This window comes from Psychrobacter sp. TS_SC_6, from assembly GCF_056156305.1.
Window position 1 is genome coordinate 2,032,392 of record NZ_CM149590.1, and the last position, 17,965, is coordinate 2,050,356.

The 17,965-nt window shown below is 43.0% G+C and carries 15 protein-coding genes and 1 tRNA gene; 5 read left to right on the top strand and 11 right to left on the bottom strand.

All coding sequences use genetic code 11. The features are described 5' to 3' along the window. Positions 1-49 precede the first annotated feature (49 nt). From uppS to rimO, 4 genes are all read right to left on the bottom strand, one after another. Positions 50-808: a polyprenyl diphosphate synthase gene (gene uppS, locus AC0J5Y_RS08555; protein WP_475130302.1), complete on the bottom strand. Its 759-nt coding sequence runs from the start codon at positions 806-808 to the stop codon at positions 50-52. A gap of 257 nt (positions 809-1,065) precedes the next feature. Then, positions 1,066-1,620, bottom strand: a complete 555-nt coding sequence (frr, locus tag AC0J5Y_RS08560) for a ribosome recycling factor (RefSeq protein ID WP_011514038.1) — start codon at positions 1,618-1,620, stop codon at positions 1,066-1,068. Positions 1,621-1,745: 125 nt separating this feature from the next. After that, entirely contained in the window at positions 1,746-2,471 is a 726-nt protein-coding gene (pyrH, locus tag AC0J5Y_RS08565) for a UMP kinase (RefSeq protein WP_011514039.1), read from the bottom strand. 183 nt (positions 2,472-2,654) lie between these two features. After that, positions 2,655-4,250: a 30S ribosomal protein S12 methylthiotransferase RimO gene (rimO, locus tag AC0J5Y_RS08570; protein ID WP_475130303.1), complete on the bottom strand. Its 1,596-nt coding sequence runs from the start codon at positions 4,248-4,250 to the stop codon at positions 2,655-2,657. A 134-nt stretch (positions 4,251-4,384) separates the two neighbouring features. On the opposite strand from rimO, the gene AC0J5Y_RS08575 reads away from it, so the two are divergent. From AC0J5Y_RS08575 to AC0J5Y_RS08585, 3 genes are all read left to right on the top strand, one after another. After that, positions 4,385-5,773 carry a two-component system sensor histidine kinase NtrB gene (locus tag AC0J5Y_RS08575; RefSeq protein ID WP_475130304.1) on the top strand — a complete coding sequence of 463 codons (1,389 nt, stop codon included), beginning with the start codon at positions 4,385-4,387 and terminating at the stop codon, positions 5,771-5,773. A 43-nt stretch (positions 5,774-5,816) separates the two neighbouring features. Further along, the gene (locus tag AC0J5Y_RS08580) at positions 5,817-7,544 is read left to right on the top strand and encodes a sigma 54-interacting transcriptional regulator (protein ID WP_475130305.1); all 1,728 of its coding nucleotides are present in this window, start codon (positions 5,817-5,819) and stop codon (positions 7,542-7,544) included. Positions 7,545-7,758: 214 nt separating this feature from the next. Next, positions 7,759-7,843: transfer RNA gene (locus AC0J5Y_RS08585), tRNA-Leu, on the top strand. Positions 7,844-7,938: 95 nt separating this feature from the next. On the opposite strand, the gene AC0J5Y_RS08590 is transcribed toward AC0J5Y_RS08585, so the two are convergent. Next, the gene (locus AC0J5Y_RS08590) at positions 7,939-8,958 is read right to left on the bottom strand and encodes a protein kinase domain-containing protein (RefSeq protein ID WP_475130306.1); all 1,020 of its coding nucleotides are present in this window, start codon (positions 8,956-8,958) and stop codon (positions 7,939-7,941) included. A gap of 69 nt (positions 8,959-9,027) precedes the next feature. Here AC0J5Y_RS08590 and AC0J5Y_RS08595 point away from each other — a divergent pair, with 69 nt between their 5' ends. Further along, on the top strand, positions 9,028-9,993 hold the full coding sequence (locus tag AC0J5Y_RS08595) for an ATP-binding protein (RefSeq protein WP_475130307.1): 966 nt from the start codon (positions 9,028-9,030) through the stop codon (positions 9,991-9,993). Positions 9,994-10,002: 9 nt separating this feature from the next. Here the strand turns inward: AC0J5Y_RS08595 and AC0J5Y_RS08600 are convergent, their stop codons facing one another. The 6 genes from AC0J5Y_RS08600 to gyrA all read right to left on the bottom strand — a co-directional run bounded on the left by AC0J5Y_RS08600 (position 10,003) and on the right by gyrA (position 16,370). Then, positions 10,003-10,494: an MBL fold metallo-hydrolase gene (locus AC0J5Y_RS08600; protein ID WP_475130308.1), complete on the bottom strand. Its 492-nt coding sequence runs from the start codon at positions 10,492-10,494 to the stop codon at positions 10,003-10,005. A gap of 12 nt (positions 10,495-10,506) precedes the next feature. Further along, positions 10,507-11,124, bottom strand: a complete 618-nt coding sequence (locus tag AC0J5Y_RS08605) for an MBL fold metallo-hydrolase (protein WP_475130309.1) — start codon at positions 11,122-11,124, stop codon at positions 10,507-10,509. A 32-nt stretch (positions 11,125-11,156) separates the two neighbouring features. After that, positions 11,157-11,417, bottom strand: a complete 261-nt coding sequence (locus AC0J5Y_RS08610; RefSeq protein ID WP_475130310.1) for a hypothetical protein — start codon at positions 11,415-11,417, stop codon at positions 11,157-11,159. 87 nt (positions 11,418-11,504) lie between these two features. Next, a complete protein-coding gene (locus tag AC0J5Y_RS08615; RefSeq protein WP_475130311.1) occupies positions 11,505-12,173 on the bottom strand; it encodes a glutathione S-transferase in 669 nt (222 codons plus the stop codon). Between the two features lie 224 nt (positions 12,174-12,397). After that, complete coding sequence (rarD, locus tag AC0J5Y_RS08620) at positions 12,398-13,468, bottom strand: EamA family transporter RarD (protein WP_475130312.1); 1,071 nt, start codon at positions 13,466-13,468, stop codon at positions 12,398-12,400. Between the two features lie 112 nt (positions 13,469-13,580). Then, entirely contained in the window at positions 13,581-16,370 is a 2,790-nt protein-coding gene (gene gyrA, locus AC0J5Y_RS08625) for a DNA gyrase subunit A (protein ID WP_475130313.1), read from the bottom strand. 654 nt (positions 16,371-17,024) lie between these two features. Between gyrA and AC0J5Y_RS08630 the strand changes: the two genes are divergently transcribed. Then, positions 17,025-17,903 (top strand): methyltransferase, encoded by an 879-nt coding sequence (locus AC0J5Y_RS08630; protein ID WP_475130314.1) that lies wholly within the window; start codon positions 17,025-17,027, stop codon positions 17,901-17,903. The last annotated feature ends 62 nt before the right edge of the window (positions 17,904-17,965 follow it).

Below are 17,965 nucleotides of genomic sequence, written 5' to 3' on the forward strand. Positions count from 1 at the left end.
GAAAGTGCCCTAAATTGACAAAAGTCGTCTAATGCTCTTGATATGACCTCTAAGATATTTGCTGAGCCGTCACTATTTGCTCGCTGGTTTTACCAAAGCGGCGTTGACGTTGAGCAAAATCCTCTAGCATTGCTGCTAGCTCATCGACGCTAAAGTCTGGCCACAATGTTGGGGTAAAAAACAGCTCTGCATAGGCGGATTGCCACAATAAGAAGTTGGAAAGACGGTACTCGCCGCCGGTACGTATCAGCATGTCCACTTCTGGCGCATCTGCCAATTGCACATACTCTCCAAGTTTTCCCTTATCAATATCATCAATTGATAACTGACCTGCCTGTACTTGCTGTAATAGCTGCTTTGCTGCATGAGCGATATCCCACTGTCCACCGTAACTGATGGCGATGACCAATGTCATGGCATCAAAATCAGCCGTTTTTGCTTCAGCATCTGCCATCAATAATTGCAAATCATCACTAAGCTGACTGCGGTCGCCGATAAAACGCAAACGAATACGGTACTTAACCATACGAGGCATCTGCTCATTGATGGTTAAGCTCAGCAAATGCATCAGCAATGCTACTTCAGTCGGTGGGCGCTGCCAATTCTCACTGGAAAAGGCAAAGACGGTCAAAACCTCAATACCCGTACTGACGCAATATTCAACAATAGGGTCTAGCGCATCTTTGCCAGCGATATGCCCCTGACCTTTACCTAAATTATGGACTTTACCATAGCGGTTATTGCCGTCCATGATGACAGCGATATGGCGTGGAAGAAGGACTGGAGCTAAACTCTCTGACATAGACATAGGCTAACTTGCTTGTTGTTTAAGTAAAATAATCATAACGCGCGCCATACCTTATAAAAACCCTAACTCATAATTTATATAAAGAGATTCATATAAAGTCCTTATAAAAAAGGACAATATAAACAAGCTATAGAGTAAGGTTAATTGTCTACACGGCAACAAACAGCCAATAGCACCTTGATATTGGCTGTTTGTTCTTAGCGACTTGTTATATAAAATATTGATAGCGCATCATTTTTGACAGCAGAAAAATATACTTATACTGCCATCAAATCGGTTTCTTTTTTGCTTAAGCGGCTATCGATGGTTTCAATATATTTGTCAGTGATTTTTTGAATGTCGTCACTGGCGCGGCGCTCGTCGTCTTCTGAGATCTCTTTTTCTTTTGCCAACTCTTTGATGTCATTCATCATATCACGGCGGATATTGCGAATAGAAACGCGGCTGTTTTCTGCTTCGCCACGTGCCAATTTTTGCATATCTTTTCGAGTTTCTTCTGTCAATGCTGGCATAGGAACACGAATCACATCAGCAGTCATTGGATTAAGACCCAAATCTGCTTCGCGGATAGCTTTGTCAATCGCTTGCACCATGGTACGGTCAAATGGCTGTACCAGTAGCGTACGCGAATCTTCAACGTTAACACTCGCTACTTGATTTAACGGCGTAGGCGACCCGTAGTAGCTGACCATTACACCTGTCAACATACCTGGATGCGCGCGACCCGTACGGACTTTACTAAAAGTACTTTCAAGCGCTTCCAAGGTTTTTTGCATGCGCGCTTCGCCGTCTTGCTTAATTTCTTGAATCATGAGGTATCCTTATTTATCGCTACCGACAAATTATTTATTGTTTATTATAAGAACTATTCAGGTATTGCCACAGATAAGTAGCTGTCTTACTTCTGCCTATCTTTTATCATATTTTGGGTACGTTATTAATGATAGACGCGTGTGCCTTCATTCTCACCCATCACAACATTTAATAAAGCATTGGGCTTATTCATATCAAAGACTTGTAATGGCACATCGTGCTCACGACATAATGCGATGGCAGTCAAATCCATAACTCCAAGCTTTTGCTCTAACACCTCATCAAAGGTCAGACCATCATATTTTACTGCATCGCTATGTAGGCTTGGGTCTTTATCATAAACACCATCTACTTTGGTCGCTTTTAGAATCAAACCTGCTTCGATTTCAATACCACGTAAGCAAGCAGCCGTATCAGTGGTAAAGAAAGGATTGCCCGTACCCGCGACAAAGATACATACTTCGCCATTTTTAAGATAACGAATCGCATTACGGCTGCTATAACTCTCAGTAACTTCACCAATCGGCAGGGCAGACATTAGGCGCGTTTTGATATTACGGCGCTCAAGAGCATCGCGCATTGCAAGGCCATTCATAACGGTTGCAAGCATACCCATTTGATCGCCAGTGACGCGACCGACCAAACCCTCTTTTTGTAATTGGGCACCGCGATATAAGTTACCACCACCGACCACGATACCCACTTGGACACCAAGCCCGCGCAAATGGGCGATAGATAAGCTCATCTTATCGAGCACTTCGGTATCAATACCCATATCTTTCGTACCCGCTAAGGCTTCACCAGAGAGTTTTAGCAAGATACGAGAATAACGCGGGTTTTTGTCAGACATGAGGTCACCTTGTCAGTATTGAATTATAATTAAAGTTATCGGTAATATACAAATAGAGTTTACTTTGAGATTTGACGGCATTGCCCAACTTAAGGATAAGCAGGTACAAAGGTCAAATTGCGCTAATTGTAGCAAAAACTGCCCGCAATTGGGCAATTTTCATGCGCCTATTACACTGACTGCTTAGCCTTTGTAACTGGCAAACAAATCATATTCACTAGCATCGTCGATAGTAACCGTTAAGAACTGCCCAACTTTGACGTGAGCGTCAATATCATCGACGTAGACGTGACCGTCAATCTCTGGTGCGTCAGCATAACTACGGCAAATCGCAACGCCCTCTTCTCTATCAATTTCGTCGACCAATACCATCAATGTTTTGCCAATTTTCTCTTGTAACTTTTGCGCTGAGATATCTTGCTGCAACGTCATCAAACGCTCGTAACGTTCTTGCTTGACGTCTTCTGGCACATGATTTGGCAAGTCATTGGCAACCGCACCTTCAACTTCTGAATAGGTAAAGGCACCAACGCGATCTAGACGGGCTTCTACTAACCAATCAAGCAAGCATTGAAAATCTTCTTCTGTCTCGCCTGGGAAGCCAACAACAAAGGTTGAACGAATGACGATATCAGGGCAAATCTCACGCCATGCATGGATACGCGCCAAGGTATTTTCGCTATGGGCAGGACGTTTCATGGCTTTTAGGATGCGATGGCTGGCATGTTGGAATGGAATATCAAGATAAGGCAATAATTTCTTCTCGCCCATTAATTCTACGACTTTATCTACATGCGGATACGGATAAACATAATGCAGACGCACCCAAATACCCAAATCGTTTAACGCTTGGCATAAGTCATAAAACTTAGACTTCAGCGGCATACCATTCCAAAAGCTCGTCTTATACTTTAAGTCCAGACCATAAGCAGAAGTATCTTGCGAAATAATTAGTAACTCTTTCACGCCCGCTTTTTTCAGCGCCATCGCTTCGTTCATCACACTATCAATCGGACGCGACACCAAGTCACCACGTAAACTTGGGATGATGCAGAACGTGCAACGGTGATTACAACCTTCTGATATTTTTAAGTAGGCATAATGGCTTGGGGTTAACTTGATACCCGCCTCATTAATCAAATCTATTTTAGGATTATATACTGTATCTGTGCTGCGCTCAGGCTTTGGCACGTGTAGCGCAACGGCAGTAATCACTTCATCATAGGCATGCGCACCAGTCACTGCCAATACGGCTGGATGCATCGCACGGATTTTATCCGCTTCTTTACCCAAACAGCCCGTCACGATAACTTTACCGTTTTTGCTGATAGCCTCACCGATGGCATCGAGCGACTCTTGTACCGCTGACTCAATAAAGCCGCAAGTATTGACCACTACTAAGTCTGCGCCTTCATAATCACTGGCTACTTGATAGCCATCACGGCTAAGCTCTGTGATAATACGCTCACTATCGACCAAGGCTTTTGGACAACCAAGTGACACGAACCCAATCTTAGGTGCGGCATTGACAGGGGCATTGGTCGTTGCTGTTGTCGCTTTAGTTGACGCTGCTGAAACTACCTCACTGCTTTGCTCGACACTACGATTTTGATTATGATTGGCTTTGTGATGGTAAGGTTGAACACTGTCCGTCGAGCCTTGCGCAGGCATTGCTGTCGGCTTAGCAGGATTAAAGAGAGTGGCAGTGTCTTTTGGTGTAGAAGCTAGCTGTGAAGGGGCTATAGTCGTATTAACGGACTCGGTAGAAATATTGGGCATGGCTAACCTTGCTAGAGATAAATTGGCTGTGCGCATTGTACGTTTTTTTTACAAAAATCGCCAGTTTTGCCGCTCTATAGTGTTGATTTATGGTTAAATATTATATCGAGCCTCTATTTATCTAGGTATTACTCATGACCGCTGATTTTATAAGCGCAAAACCAACGCCTGACTTAGCCTTTATCTCACAGCATTTGTTTACGGCTATCTTGTGGGTTAATGATGAATTGTCTATTAATTGGCTAAACACCCAAGCTGAGCAGTTACTAGCGATCAGTAGCGGACGCTTGCTTAACCAGTCTATATTGATGCTGCTTGCGCCTGAAGAGTTGAAACCCCAAACAAGCACACTTATGGATAGTCCAAAAGACAAAACGTGCTCTTTGACTGAACGTTTTTTTCAAGCTAAACGATACCAACAACCTTTTATTGACCATGACCATCTGATAAACAGCCCATTAAATAGCAACTTATCACTCTCGATTGACTATAGCGTCACCCCTGTTATCTATCAGCAGCAAAATTACTTTATTATAGAGATATGGGGTAAAGATCGCCAAAGTCGCATCTCAGAAGAACAGCGCCAACAGCAGCAGTATAGTGTTGCACGTCATATGCTGCGCTCGGTTGCCCATGAAATCAAAAATCCGTTGGCTGGTATTCGGGGTGCCGCGCAATTATTGCAGCGTCAATTTATCAAATTTAGTGAACGCTCTTTTAATACTCACACTGCTGATACTGACTCCCCTAGCCTTGTATCGAGCCCGACTTTAAACCCTGATAACGATCGTCAAAAAACCGCTGACAAATTGCGCAGCTATACCGATATCATTATCTCAGAGACAGATCGCCTAACTCAGCTGATTGGGCAGTTTCTTGGTTCCAATCAATTACCACATTGGCAAATGCTCAATGTTCATGAGCCTATAGAGCACGTTTTGGCATTGATCATCCATCAATATCCGCAAGTTTTATTACAGCGTGACTATGACTTATCGTTACCTGAACTCTGTGCTGATAAAGACCAGCTGATTCAAGTCTTTTTAAACTTGATTAATAATGCTTGCGAATCCATGGCGGAATTTGCAGAAACGCTGCAGCAAATCGTGCCAGCCGTATCCAGTCAATTAACATCAGATATTCCATTTAATAATCTTGATTTTGACGATGGCTATCAACCCAAACTCCATATTCAAACGCGTGTTGCTTTTCAACATACGATTGCTGGGCAGCAACATAAACAAGTACTACAAGTTACTATCACCGATAATGGTTCTGGCATTCATCCTGATATCATTGGGCAGATATTCTTCCCTATGGTGACCAGTCGCGCGCTAGGAACTGGGCTTGGTTTATCCATTGTGCAAGATATTATCAGCCGTCATCATGGTATGATTGATGTCAGCTCTACTCAATCGCAGGGCGCCAGTACGAATACTAATGTCGATCATAAAACCAGTAAGTATAGTCAGACCCGTTTTACCCTTTATTTGCCTTTTCATCAGCCAATTGCTGAAAGTTAATGTTTTCACCTCAATTCTTCTCACTGCTTATCAGGCTAAGTACATGATCCAGTATAATGACACCCAATCTCTTAAAAGCAATGAGCGAACGCCAATGGTCACGGTTAATAACAGTCCTGATAATGAGCCTGCTACTTTATGGCTCATCGATGATGATGCGGCGCTGCGTATGGTACTTGCAGATACTTTTGAAGACGCTGGATTGACAGTTATCAGCTTTACCCAAGCACAAGCAGCATGGACACGCCTCAATGATATTTTGCAAGCATCAGAGTCAACCGCCTTGTTACCTGACGTGATATTGACCGATATTCGTATGCCGATGATGGATGGTCTATCCTTTAGTGACTGGGTACACAAGCACTTTCCTGAGCTTCCGATTGTCATTATGACAGCGCATTCAGACCTCACTTCTGCCATTAGCAGCTATCAGACTGGTGCATTTGAATATCTGCCCAAGCCGTTTGATTTAGATGATGCGGTCACAACGATTTATAAAGCCATTAATTATCAGCCGAGTCTAGTCATATCAAATCATTCAGTCGAGTCTAATACGAATGTAAGTACTGATACCAAAGAACAGCCTGCGAACAAATCAAATGCAGCCAAATCAGCTAGAAAAACCCCTAAAGCTGCTGAAAGTAAAACTCATGAAAAACCCAAACCCCAAACCAATAACAATCCAAGCGGCATCATTGGTCAATCACAAGCCATGCAAACGGTATTTCGTGCCATTGGTAGACTTGCGCACTCACCGATTACCGTTTTAATCACTGGTGAATCAGGTACAGGTAAAGAGTTGGTCGCTAGCGCCTTACATCAGCACTCACCGCGAAATAATAAAACTTTTATTGCACTAAATATGGCAGCAATTCCTCATGATTTGATTGAGTCTGAGTTGTTTGGTCATGAAAAAGGCGCGTTCACTGGCGCTACAACGTCACGCCAAGGTCGTTTTGAGCAAGCAGATGGCGGCACATTATTTTTAGATGAAATTGGAGACATGCCTTTTAGTACCCAAACGCGGCTGCTACGAGTGCTGGCAAATGGTGAGTTTTTTCGCGTGGGTGGTCAGCAGCCTGTCAAAGTAGATGTACGCATTATTGCTGCTACCCATCAAAACTTAGAAGAATTGGTCAAACAAGGCAAATTCCGTGAGGATCTATTTTATCGCCTGAATGTCATTCGCCTGCCATTGCCGCCCTTACGGACTCGCCGCGAGGATGTACCAGCATTAACCACTTATTTTATGCAGCGCGCGGCTGAGCAGATGAATACGGCACCAAAACAGTTACATCCGGCAGCAATGCAAATGATGCAGTCTTTTGAATGGCGAGGTAATGTCCGTCAACTTGAGAATGTCTGTCTCTGGCTAACAGTAATGGCGACTGGCGACACCGTTATGATCGATGACTTGCCTCCAGAGTTGCTCGAAAACATCCCCTCTACTCTAGACCAACAACAGCAGCATACATCCTCACAAGACGCTATTGGAAATAATCATCTACAAAGTCAGGATACTTTTGGCACCCATAGCTGGCAACAAGCTTTGGCTATTTGGGCGAAGCAGTCACTACAAGCTGGTGCAACCGATATTTTACAGACAGCAACACCTGAGTTTGAACGCGTTTTATTGGCAGCAGCGCTCGACCATAGTGGTGGCAAAAAGATAGCCGCTGCCAATTTACTCGGTTGGGGTCGCAATACCTTGACACGCAAATTACAGCAATTAGATGTTTCTTTAGCAGAAGGACGAAATAATCGTTATTGATGCTTCGAATCTATAAATTAAAATATGAATAATATCAAACATTTATAAAAATATGTGAAAATAAACGCTAAATAATTAAAAATAAGTGCAAATAGGGCTTGCCAAACTATTTAAAATCTATATAATAGCCAACCACTGAGACGCACTACCGAATCAGTTATTTATCTCAATGGGGTTTGAATATTAACACCAAAGATGATAAGGTAACGAAAATGGGGCTGTGGCGGAATTGGTAGACGCACCAGATTTAGGTTCTGGCGCCGCAAGGTGTGAGAGTTCGAGTCTCTCCAGCCCCACCATTTTCGGATAGTACATCTTAGATCAAATATTAAAGCCTGCTTTTAGCAGGTTTTTTTGTGTCCGGAATTTACTGGATTTATATTTTCAACCTTAGTTATTGAGTTCGGTTACCTTGCCATTCCATACCTTCTAAATCTAAAAGCATTTCACCCATACTCTGATACCTTTTCTCCATCCGCTTTGCCAATGCTTTATCAATAATACCCTGATAGCGACTATATTCTAATGGCAAGGTCGGAACAGACTGTTGGCAATGTTTTATCGCCCAATCAATCATTGGATCACTACTTCGAGCATCAACGGCAAATGGTCGCTCGCCGACTAATATCTCATACATCATAACCCCAAAAGCGTATATATCGCTTTGAACCGTTGAGCCATACCCTTGCCAACGCTCAGGAGCAAGATAGGCAGGCGTGCCAGCAATATTTGCTACACTTGGCTGATAAGGAGTGCGCGCTAAAGCAAAATCCGTCAGTAATAAATCAAAGGTGATACGGCTAATATCTGCATTACTTGGCAAAAAACCTTCTAGCAAAATATTACTGGGCTTAATATCATTATGTAGCCAGCCGATATTATGTAAATGGTAAGTAAGATTAGCAGATTGTAGGATAAATTGATTTTTTTGTGCCTGTGTTAATAATATATGCTTTTGTGTGCTCAGCTGATTTTTCAAGCTGCCATTTGGATAATAAGGCATGACAAGCACAGTCAAATGCTGCAGCCGTCCTAATATTTGTAAGGTAATATTTTCATAAAATAATAGTGGTGGTACGATAGCGGAAAAGCTGTTTTGATTATTTGATAAGTTGTTTATAGATGTTAGGACGTCAGCTTCATAGGTTAAACCAGCAGAGTTTCGATTAACATTAGCATATAACTGCCATTTAATCATTACGCTCCCAAACTGCGAGTGTTGGGCACGCGTTAAACCTTGATAATCAAATTCACTACCATGATTTTGCTGACTGAGGCGTTGATGCGAGATATCGCTATAATTTAGGCTGGAAAAGAATGCCGTTAATGCTGGCAGGATTCGTGGGGCTTGCACTCGCAAGGCTTGTTTTGCATCTGCTTGTAATACATGAGGAATACTGGCACTATTTTTCATGGTAAAGTGATGCCTCTATATATCTAGTAAGCCAAACGTCATTTTAATTTTTATGAGCGACTGAGTATTATGCCCCAATCTACTAAGCCTGTTATGAATTATGCTCTGCCCGACCATTTATTAAATCTGTTCAGTCAGTATTTACAAGAGCAAATCACGCCAACCATTGAGATCGATCCTGCGCAGCTGGCTTATCGCTGGGTCGGTGGGCAGACTGGACATTTAGAGCCGCTAGCCGTGAATTTGTTTTTAAATTTAGACGACCTACATGGTATCGACACGCAAAAATCAAAGCTGGTACAAAACACGCGTCAATTCCTCAAGGGCTATCCTGCCAATCACGTCTTGATGACAGGGACACGCGGCACTGGTAAATCATCGCTGATTCGAGCATTGCTTCAAGCCTATCATAACGAAGGTCTGCGCATCATTGAAATTGCTCGTGATGACTTACGGATGCTTGATAAAATACGGGCAGCAATTAAAGTGCTGCCAGCTGACTGCAAATGTCGCTATGTGGTGTACTGTGATGACTTGGCATTTAATGGTCAAGATGAAAGCTACCGCACCTTAAAAAGTGTGCTTGATGGTGCCCTAGATTCAGAGCAAGACAAATTATTGGTTTATGCAACCAGTAACCGCCGCCATCTACTACCGCAGCTGATGAAAGACAATGTTAATATTTATAATGGTCAAACCGACGAGGTTAACCCTTATGAAACCATTGATGAGACGGTGTCTTTATCTGACCGTTTTGGTTTATGGCTATCCTTTCATCCAATGGATCAAAACACGTATTTATACATCGTTCGCCATTACTTATCACTTTCACCACATCGCAATCTAGATAATATGAATGGCGTTAAAAAAAGCAATCATAATGAAGAAGAAAATAAGACGCTACCTGATAATATAAGAGCAGCCGCATTACGCTGGGCATCAGAACGTGGTGGACGCTCTGGTCGAGTGGCGTATCAGTTCAGTCGTTATTGGATAGGACAGACCCAATTAGCAGCTGAAGACAGTCAGTCTTAAAAACTCATATCATGTATTTTTATGGTCGCGTGCAGAGCCTAAATACTGTACGCGACTGCCTATATGATCACCCACCTCTTCCTCTGCACCATTCACCAGATATTGGTCAAAATCTGCTGCCAACCATAGATTACCTTGGTAAACACTTTCGGTATCCAACCGAATATGCGCCATATTTGGCGTGTTGCTATTTGGATTGTCAAAGCTCTGATAACGGGCGCTAAAATGAGTGAGAATTAGGTTCTTAAGCCCATTGTCTTGGGCAAATCGGCCCAATAACTGCGCGCTACTATGCATTGGATCAAAATCTGGACTTTTGGCTTGAATCTTCGCTAAGACGTCACTGGTATATGTCGCTTCATGTACCAATACATCCGCACCGACCACTGCCGCTTGTAAGCGCTCCGGCGTATCATTGTCGCCAGCTACCACTACCCTTGTAGGCTGACTCTCATTATCGACATAATCTGCTGAACGAAGCTTGCGACCATCAGCAGTCATGACATCCTGACCTTACTGTAGCTTGCCCCACAGCGCGCTGGCTGGAATATTATCTGCTATCAGCTTGTCCTTATCAAGATGGCGACGACTTATCGTCTGGGTGATACCAAAGCCAAAAGAGGGAACGCGATGCGATAAAGGCGTAATATCAATCTCAAGCTGATGTTGATTGTCAAAGATGATTGTTGCCTGAGCTTTATTTTTACTATCTGGCTCAGATAGTAAATTTTCTATCGCCATAAAGTTAATAGCAAATGGAAAGTGCAATTCGGTAGTCAAAATAACAGCATCAAGCAGTGTGGCAATCGCTTTTGGCGCAAGCAGTATCAGTGGTGCAGTACGTCCTGACATTGCCGCACTCGCTAACAACCCCGGCAAACCATAGCAATGGTCACCATGCACATGAGTAATGCAAATCGCTTGTAACTGATGTAAAGATAACTGGGTATGTAAGAGCTGATGCTGCGTACCCTCACCGCAATCAATCAATACCCACGGCCGTGATTTCCTGTTTTGCTGTTGATTTGTCCCTGAGCTATAAGGATTGAGGCACTCGATGGCAAGCGCCGTTACATTACGTTGCTTGGTTGGCACGCCTGCCGAGGTACCCAAAAAAGTGAGTTTTAGCATCGCTTATCTCTGCTGATTATCATTACGAGCTGTTATGACAACTGACATATCATCGTTTTTTTGCCTTCAATCATCTGTCCGCCATTTGCCGTACATTCATTGACCATATTGGATTCATACGACTTCCAGCCACCATAGAAGCTGGCAATGCATAGAATCACTACCAACAGTTTTTGCGACCATGCTTTAATGGAAACTTGCTGACTATTCACATTATTATCAACTTCATTAAATGGTTGTTCATTAGCACCGTTGGTATGGTCGGTATTATTCGACTTACTCAAATCTGTCATTTTTCATCCTAAAAAAAGGGTTTGTCTATAAATAAACAAAACCCTTTATTATTATATTAAATCAATAATTAATAATAATCGTCGCACTTAAAACTGTAGACGACCGCCCTTTTCTTCTGCACGTTTAAAGGCATCACGTTCTTCACAACGCTTCAGCCACGTTAAGATATTGGTATATTTACTACTGTCTAAACCTGCACCTGCATTGGCACCGACCACAGCCAGATGCATCTGAATATCAGCGGCGCTAAATTCTGCTCCGGCAAACCAATGGTTGTCATGTAGATGCTGCTCCATCATATCGAGTATGACAGTCAAGTTTTTACTGATCATGCTTTTTTCGACTTGCTTCTTGATGCTTTTACTCACAGGTTTGATCAGCATCGGCGACTGCTCAACCACTTTAGTAAATACCAAACGCATGACCAATGGCGGCATCACTGATGCTTCAGCAAAGTGTAGCCAAAATGTATAGGCCTCCCATGCCGCTTCATTATCATCAGCAGGCTTAAACTGCTTTTCTTTATCATAGTGCTTTAATAGATACTCGATGATAAAGCCTGACTCAATCAGCACACGACCGTCGACCTCTAGCATCGGTGCATGACCGAGCGGGTGTATTTGCCTTAAGCTATCAGGGGCACGGTACGCTCTGTTACGCTGGTAGCAGGTCAGTTGGTAGTCAACATTCAGCTCTTCTAATAGCCATAAGATACGAAATGAGCGTGAGTTTGCCAAGTGATGAAGGTGTAGCATAAACCATCCTTATAATAAGTTTTTAGTATTCAATAGCAGATTTTATAAGTCAATTCTTCAACATTCTGTTTAAATAAAGGAGTTTAATAAATCAACCAACCCGATTTAAGTTAATAATAATGCTTGATAATAACTCACTTACTGTTTTTATTGTAGCTTTACTATGTAGCGTGACTTATCAAACCACCTTTATCGAGCCATGCTACTTATCATTACATCCATAACTACTTTGAATCTAACGCTTGGATTTTACGCGTGATTTTATCTATCCGCTGTTGGTATTTCTTGATTTTGCGAAAACGGTGTGCCTTTAATATACCCTCTATACGATGGTCGATAAAACGGTGACGCGGTGGAAAACTTCCAACTTGCGGCTCTCGGTAACCATGCAAATGATTGTCAAGGCGTCGGATAAGAAAGCCTTTCATACTATCAGCAATCATAATAAACAATGCCAGTGTAATCATGCCATACATGAATAACGAGCCACCTTCATCCAGACTTTGATTTAACACCGTAATAGATAATACAAATAGCAGCATAGGCTCTATGTAGCTGAGCGCGCCAAATAGCGACACTGGCAGCTTACTACTAGCAACCATAGTTAGAGACATGGCAAGCGCACTAAAAGCGCCTAGCAGCGGCAATATGTACCAAAATTTGGTGTTTTGCATCGCTACACTAAAGCCGCCGCTGCTATAAAGCATAATCAGCACCACTGGCGTCAGTAACGTCAAATCTGATAACAGACCTGTAATAGGCGGCACAGCAAGCTTACGACGTAGCAAATAATAAGGCGGATAACCCAAGCACGCAAAGGCTGTTACCCAAGATATACTGCCATATTGCAATATATCATAGCCGATACCGAGCGCAGCACATATCGCTGCTAACCATTGCAAAGCATTCATATGCTCATGATAGAAAAAACGCCCAATCACAATCATGACCAATGGCAATAAAAAATAGCCCAAGGTCACATCAAGACCAAAGCCATTGACCGGTCCCCACATAAACAGCCAAATCTGCCCACCTAAAATTGGGGTTGGCAGTACAAAAATAATCCACTCTTTTGGCGTCTTTAGTGTTTTGAGATAATCAAATACATGCTGCCACTGTTTTGTAAGACTGACCAATAGCACTAGGCTCAAGAGCATCATCAATACGCGCCACGAAGCCACCTGCGTACCCGTCAATGGCAGCATAAATAGCCCAAATAGAAACATCAAAGAAAACAAAAAACTTGATGCTACTGAAGCCAAAGTTCCCTGAACGGTCTGATTGGTCGTAAGCATAACAACAGCCTTAAAAAAACAGAAAAAAAAACAAAGCCTCCAACGATAACGTCAGAGGCTTTTTTATAAAAGGTAATAAAAGAATAGACCAAAAAACTAACTCATAAAATCGTTATTCGTCATTGTCAGTTTCTGTACGACTAGTATCATCAAAGTCTGTCTCTGTAGCATCACTATTCGCCGCATAAACATCCATCTGTTCTTGACCTTTTACTTCAAACGTTCCATCTTCTCTCATTGCATCAATCAGCTCATTGTTACCCTCTTCGTGCTCAACACGCGCCATAGCAACCAGCTTTTCATCTTTTGATAAACGAATCAGCGTGACACCTTGAGTATTACGACCAGAGCTTGCTACATGCTCAACTGGGGTACGTACTAAAGTACCTTTGTCTGAGATTAAAATAATATCGTCTGTAGAGTCCACCTTGGTAGCACGAACCAGCGCACCATTACGCGTGCTAGTTTTGATAGCGATAACACCGCCACCGCCACGATTTTGCGTGTTGAACTCATTGATAAAGGTACGTTTACCAAAGCCATTTTCACAAGCAATCAGAATCTCTCGCACATCATCTTCGATAACAACCAATGATTTGATAAATTCATCAGCAGTCAGACGCATACCACGGACGCCTTTTGCCGTACGACCCATCGCACGAGCATCAGTCTCATTAAAGCGAATCGCTTTACCACTTGACGCAAATAGCATCACTTCTTGAGCACCACTGGTGATACGAGCGCTCACCAATTTATCGCCTTCTTCTAAGCCAACCGCAATCAAACCGTTCGAGCGAATATTGGCAAACTGTTTCAGCTCTACGCGCTTCACCGTACCATTTGCCGTTGCAAAGAATACAAACGGTGGCTCTGCTTGCGTGCTGTCGTCTAATAGATCATCATTACTATCTACTAGAGCATCTGCTGATGTTTCGCCTTTGACCGATAACTCTTCTACTATTCTTGGAATAGGCAATATCGTGGTGACTGTTTCATCAGCATTTAAGCCAATCAAATTCACCAATGGACGTCCACGGGCACCGCGGCTGGCGATAGGCACTTCAAAACCACGTAAACTAAAGACGCGACCTGTATCAGTAAAACACAGTACGGTTGCATGCGTTGAGGTCACAACTAAGTGATCAATCACATCGTCTTCTTTCATCGCCGTCGCTGATTTGCCTTTACCGCCACGTTTTTGCGCGACATAATCGTCAATTGGCTGAGTTTTCGCGTAACCAGTACGTGATACTGTCATCACAACCGTTTGCTCTGGGATCAAGTCTTCACGGTTAAAGTCCATACGTGAATCAATAATATCAGTGCGACGCTCATCACCGAAGTTATCACGAATCTCAATCATCTCATTTGAGATAATGGTCATTAGCTTATCAAAATCGCCAAGGATAGATTCTAGATGAGCGATTTCACGCAGTAAGTCTTGGTATTCTTCGGTCAGCTTATCTTGCTCAAGACCGGTTAAGCGATGAAGCTGCATATCCAAAATCGCATTAACTTGCTCAAGTGATAAGCGATAGCTTGCTTGATTATCAATCAGACCAAACGGCGCTTTTGGGTCTTCGCCTTCGATAAAGTCAGGACGTACCGATTGACTACCTGCCGCGGTTAGCATCGCTACAACACTACCTGAACCCCAAATATTGCTCAGTAGGTTTTCACGTGCTAAGCCGCGGTTTGCAGAGGCTTTAATTGTCGCAATAATCTCATCGATATTAGCAAGTGCAACGGTCAAACCTTCAAGCAAATGACCACGGACACGGGCTTTATTGAGCTCAAAAATGGTACGACGCGTCACCACTTCTTGGCGATGGCGAACAAAGGCGGCAATCAGCTGACGTAAAGTCAATAGCTTCGGTTGACCATTATCAAGCGCCACCATATTGATACTAAAGCTCGATTCTAGCGGCGTTTGCAAGAACAAGTTATTGACGATCACTTCCGCTGTTTCGCCACGACGTAAGTCAATAGCGATACGCATGCCGTCTTTATCAGACTCATCACGAATCTCGGTAATACCTTCGATTTTTTTGTCACGCACAAGTTCTGCAATACGCTCAATCAGCTTGGCTTTATTGGTCTGATAAGGCACTTCGGTAAAGACAATACGCTCACGGTCACGATTGACACCCGTCTCACTCATCGGCTCAATAATGTAGCGACCACGGACATGCAAGCGACCTTTACCAGTACGATAAGCATCTAAAATACCCGCACGACCATAAATAATGCCACCTGTCGGGAAATCAGGACCTGAGATATGCGACATCAGCTCTTCAGCAGATATTTGCGGGTTTGCAGCATAAGCTAAGCAAGCGTTAATTACTTCCGTCAGATTGTGCGGCGCCATATTGGTCGCCATACCAACCGCAATACCGGTAGCACCATTAATCAATAAGTTTGGAATACGCGCAGGCAACACACTTGGCATACGCTCAGAGCCATCGTAGTTGTCTTCCCAATCAACGGTATCTTTATCCAAGTCAGCAAGCATTTGATGAGTCAACTTGGTCATACGCACTTCGGTATAACGCATCGCCGCCGGTGGATCATCATCAATTGAGCCAAAGTTACCTTGACCATCAACCATCGGGTAACGCAAGCTAAAATCCTGTGCCATACGTACGATGGCATCATAGACGGCACTATCGCCATGTGGGTGATATTTACCGATGACATCGCCAACCACACGTGCGGACTTCTTGTAGGCTTTATTGTAGTCATTAGACAATACATGCATCGCGTACATCACACGGCGGTGTACGGGTTTGAACCCATCACGCACATCAGGTAGCGCGCGCGAGACGATCACGCTCATCGCATAATCCAAATAGGACTGCTTTAATTCGTCCACAATGGCAATAGGACTGACCGATTCGCTCATATACACTCCCTCACTCACATCTACTCTCTAGCATTGGCATATCTAAGCAATAATAGGCAACAATAACGGCACCAAAGCGCCGTTATATAATAAATACAGTGACCATCAAAAAAGGCTTAGCAACCATTCAAATCTATAGAGAATTAGCGATAGTTTTAATGTTGAATAAAAGAAGCTATTTTAGCACAAATTTGTTGATTTAGGGGGTTCTGGGTGCTATTAAAATCAAGCAAAATAGCTCATTAACACTGACTTTTTAATCTAGCAATATCTACCAAAACGACTTTAACGACAGACTCGTTCAGACTGGCTAATTTTGTTATTTTTATAGATAAAACGACTGTTATTCAAACAATGAGATTTAACGCCCTTTGCCTTTAAGTAGCGGGTAATCCGAGCTATATAGTCGATTCTAAATAAAGCAGATACCTCATGTTTTGACGCAGCACTGGTATAAATTTTTCTGGTGTGCTGTGCCTGAGCAGACAGAGGCTGCAAAAAATTCATTCCAGTTCCGCTGTATCGTTTTTATACTGAGCTTACTATAGATTCATGCAATTTAAAAACAATCCTAAAAAGACGTCAACGCTAGATTAGCGCTCTGCTTTATTGTACGATACGCCACCATAAACTCTCTGATACAGATAACCTTTTATGCCAACCAATCCTCAATATATTAATAATAACGATGCGATAGACTCTACAGAAAGTTTGACTGTACAAGCGTTAAAGGAAGATGTGCGTACGGACCGTAGCTTTGATACGATTGCCGATCATTTTGAAAAAAAGGTTTATGGTGGCTTAAAGGGAGACATTCGATTAGCAGTATTACGCCGTGATATTTTTGAATACTGCGCGCAGACGAGCAGCGAACTTGGGCGACCGTTACGTATTTTAGATGTTGGTGCAGGGCTGGCGCAAATTGGCATTGAGCTTGCGGCTCAAGAGCACACGCTTGTCATCAATGATATCTCAGCCAATATGCTAGAAAAAGCGCAAACAAGCGCTGCACAATATGATGACAATCTAAAGATCACATGGCATGTCTGCCCGTATCAAGAGCTTGAAGAAAAATTGGCTGATAAGACGGAAAAATTTGATTTAATTATGTGTCATGCACTGCTTGAATGGTTGGCAGAACCTGCGGCGGTGATGGATTTCTTTGATCAATACCTGACAGCGAGAGGCGCAATTTCACTGTGCTTTTATAATCCAGCGAGTTTTGATTATCGCAATTTGATAATGGGCAATTTTAACTTACTCGATAATACAGATTATAAAGCCGACAATAAAAAGAGCCTAACGCCCAATCATCCAGTGGCAAAAGAAGAGGTTGAAGCGTGGCTACAGGCGCACGACTATAGTACTCAAGTCGCTAGTGGTCTGCGAGTATTTCATGATTATTCGCCACTTAAACGTGGTGGGCACAATGATCCTGAAGCGGTCATACGCATGGAGCTACGCTACTCGCAATTGGAGCCCTATAAATGGCTTGGACGCTACTTGCATCTGTTAGCGACGCGTGCCTCTTAAGTACAGGCATCTTAAAAACCTTAACCCTTAAATATCAGGCGTTCTTGTAACAAAAATAACGT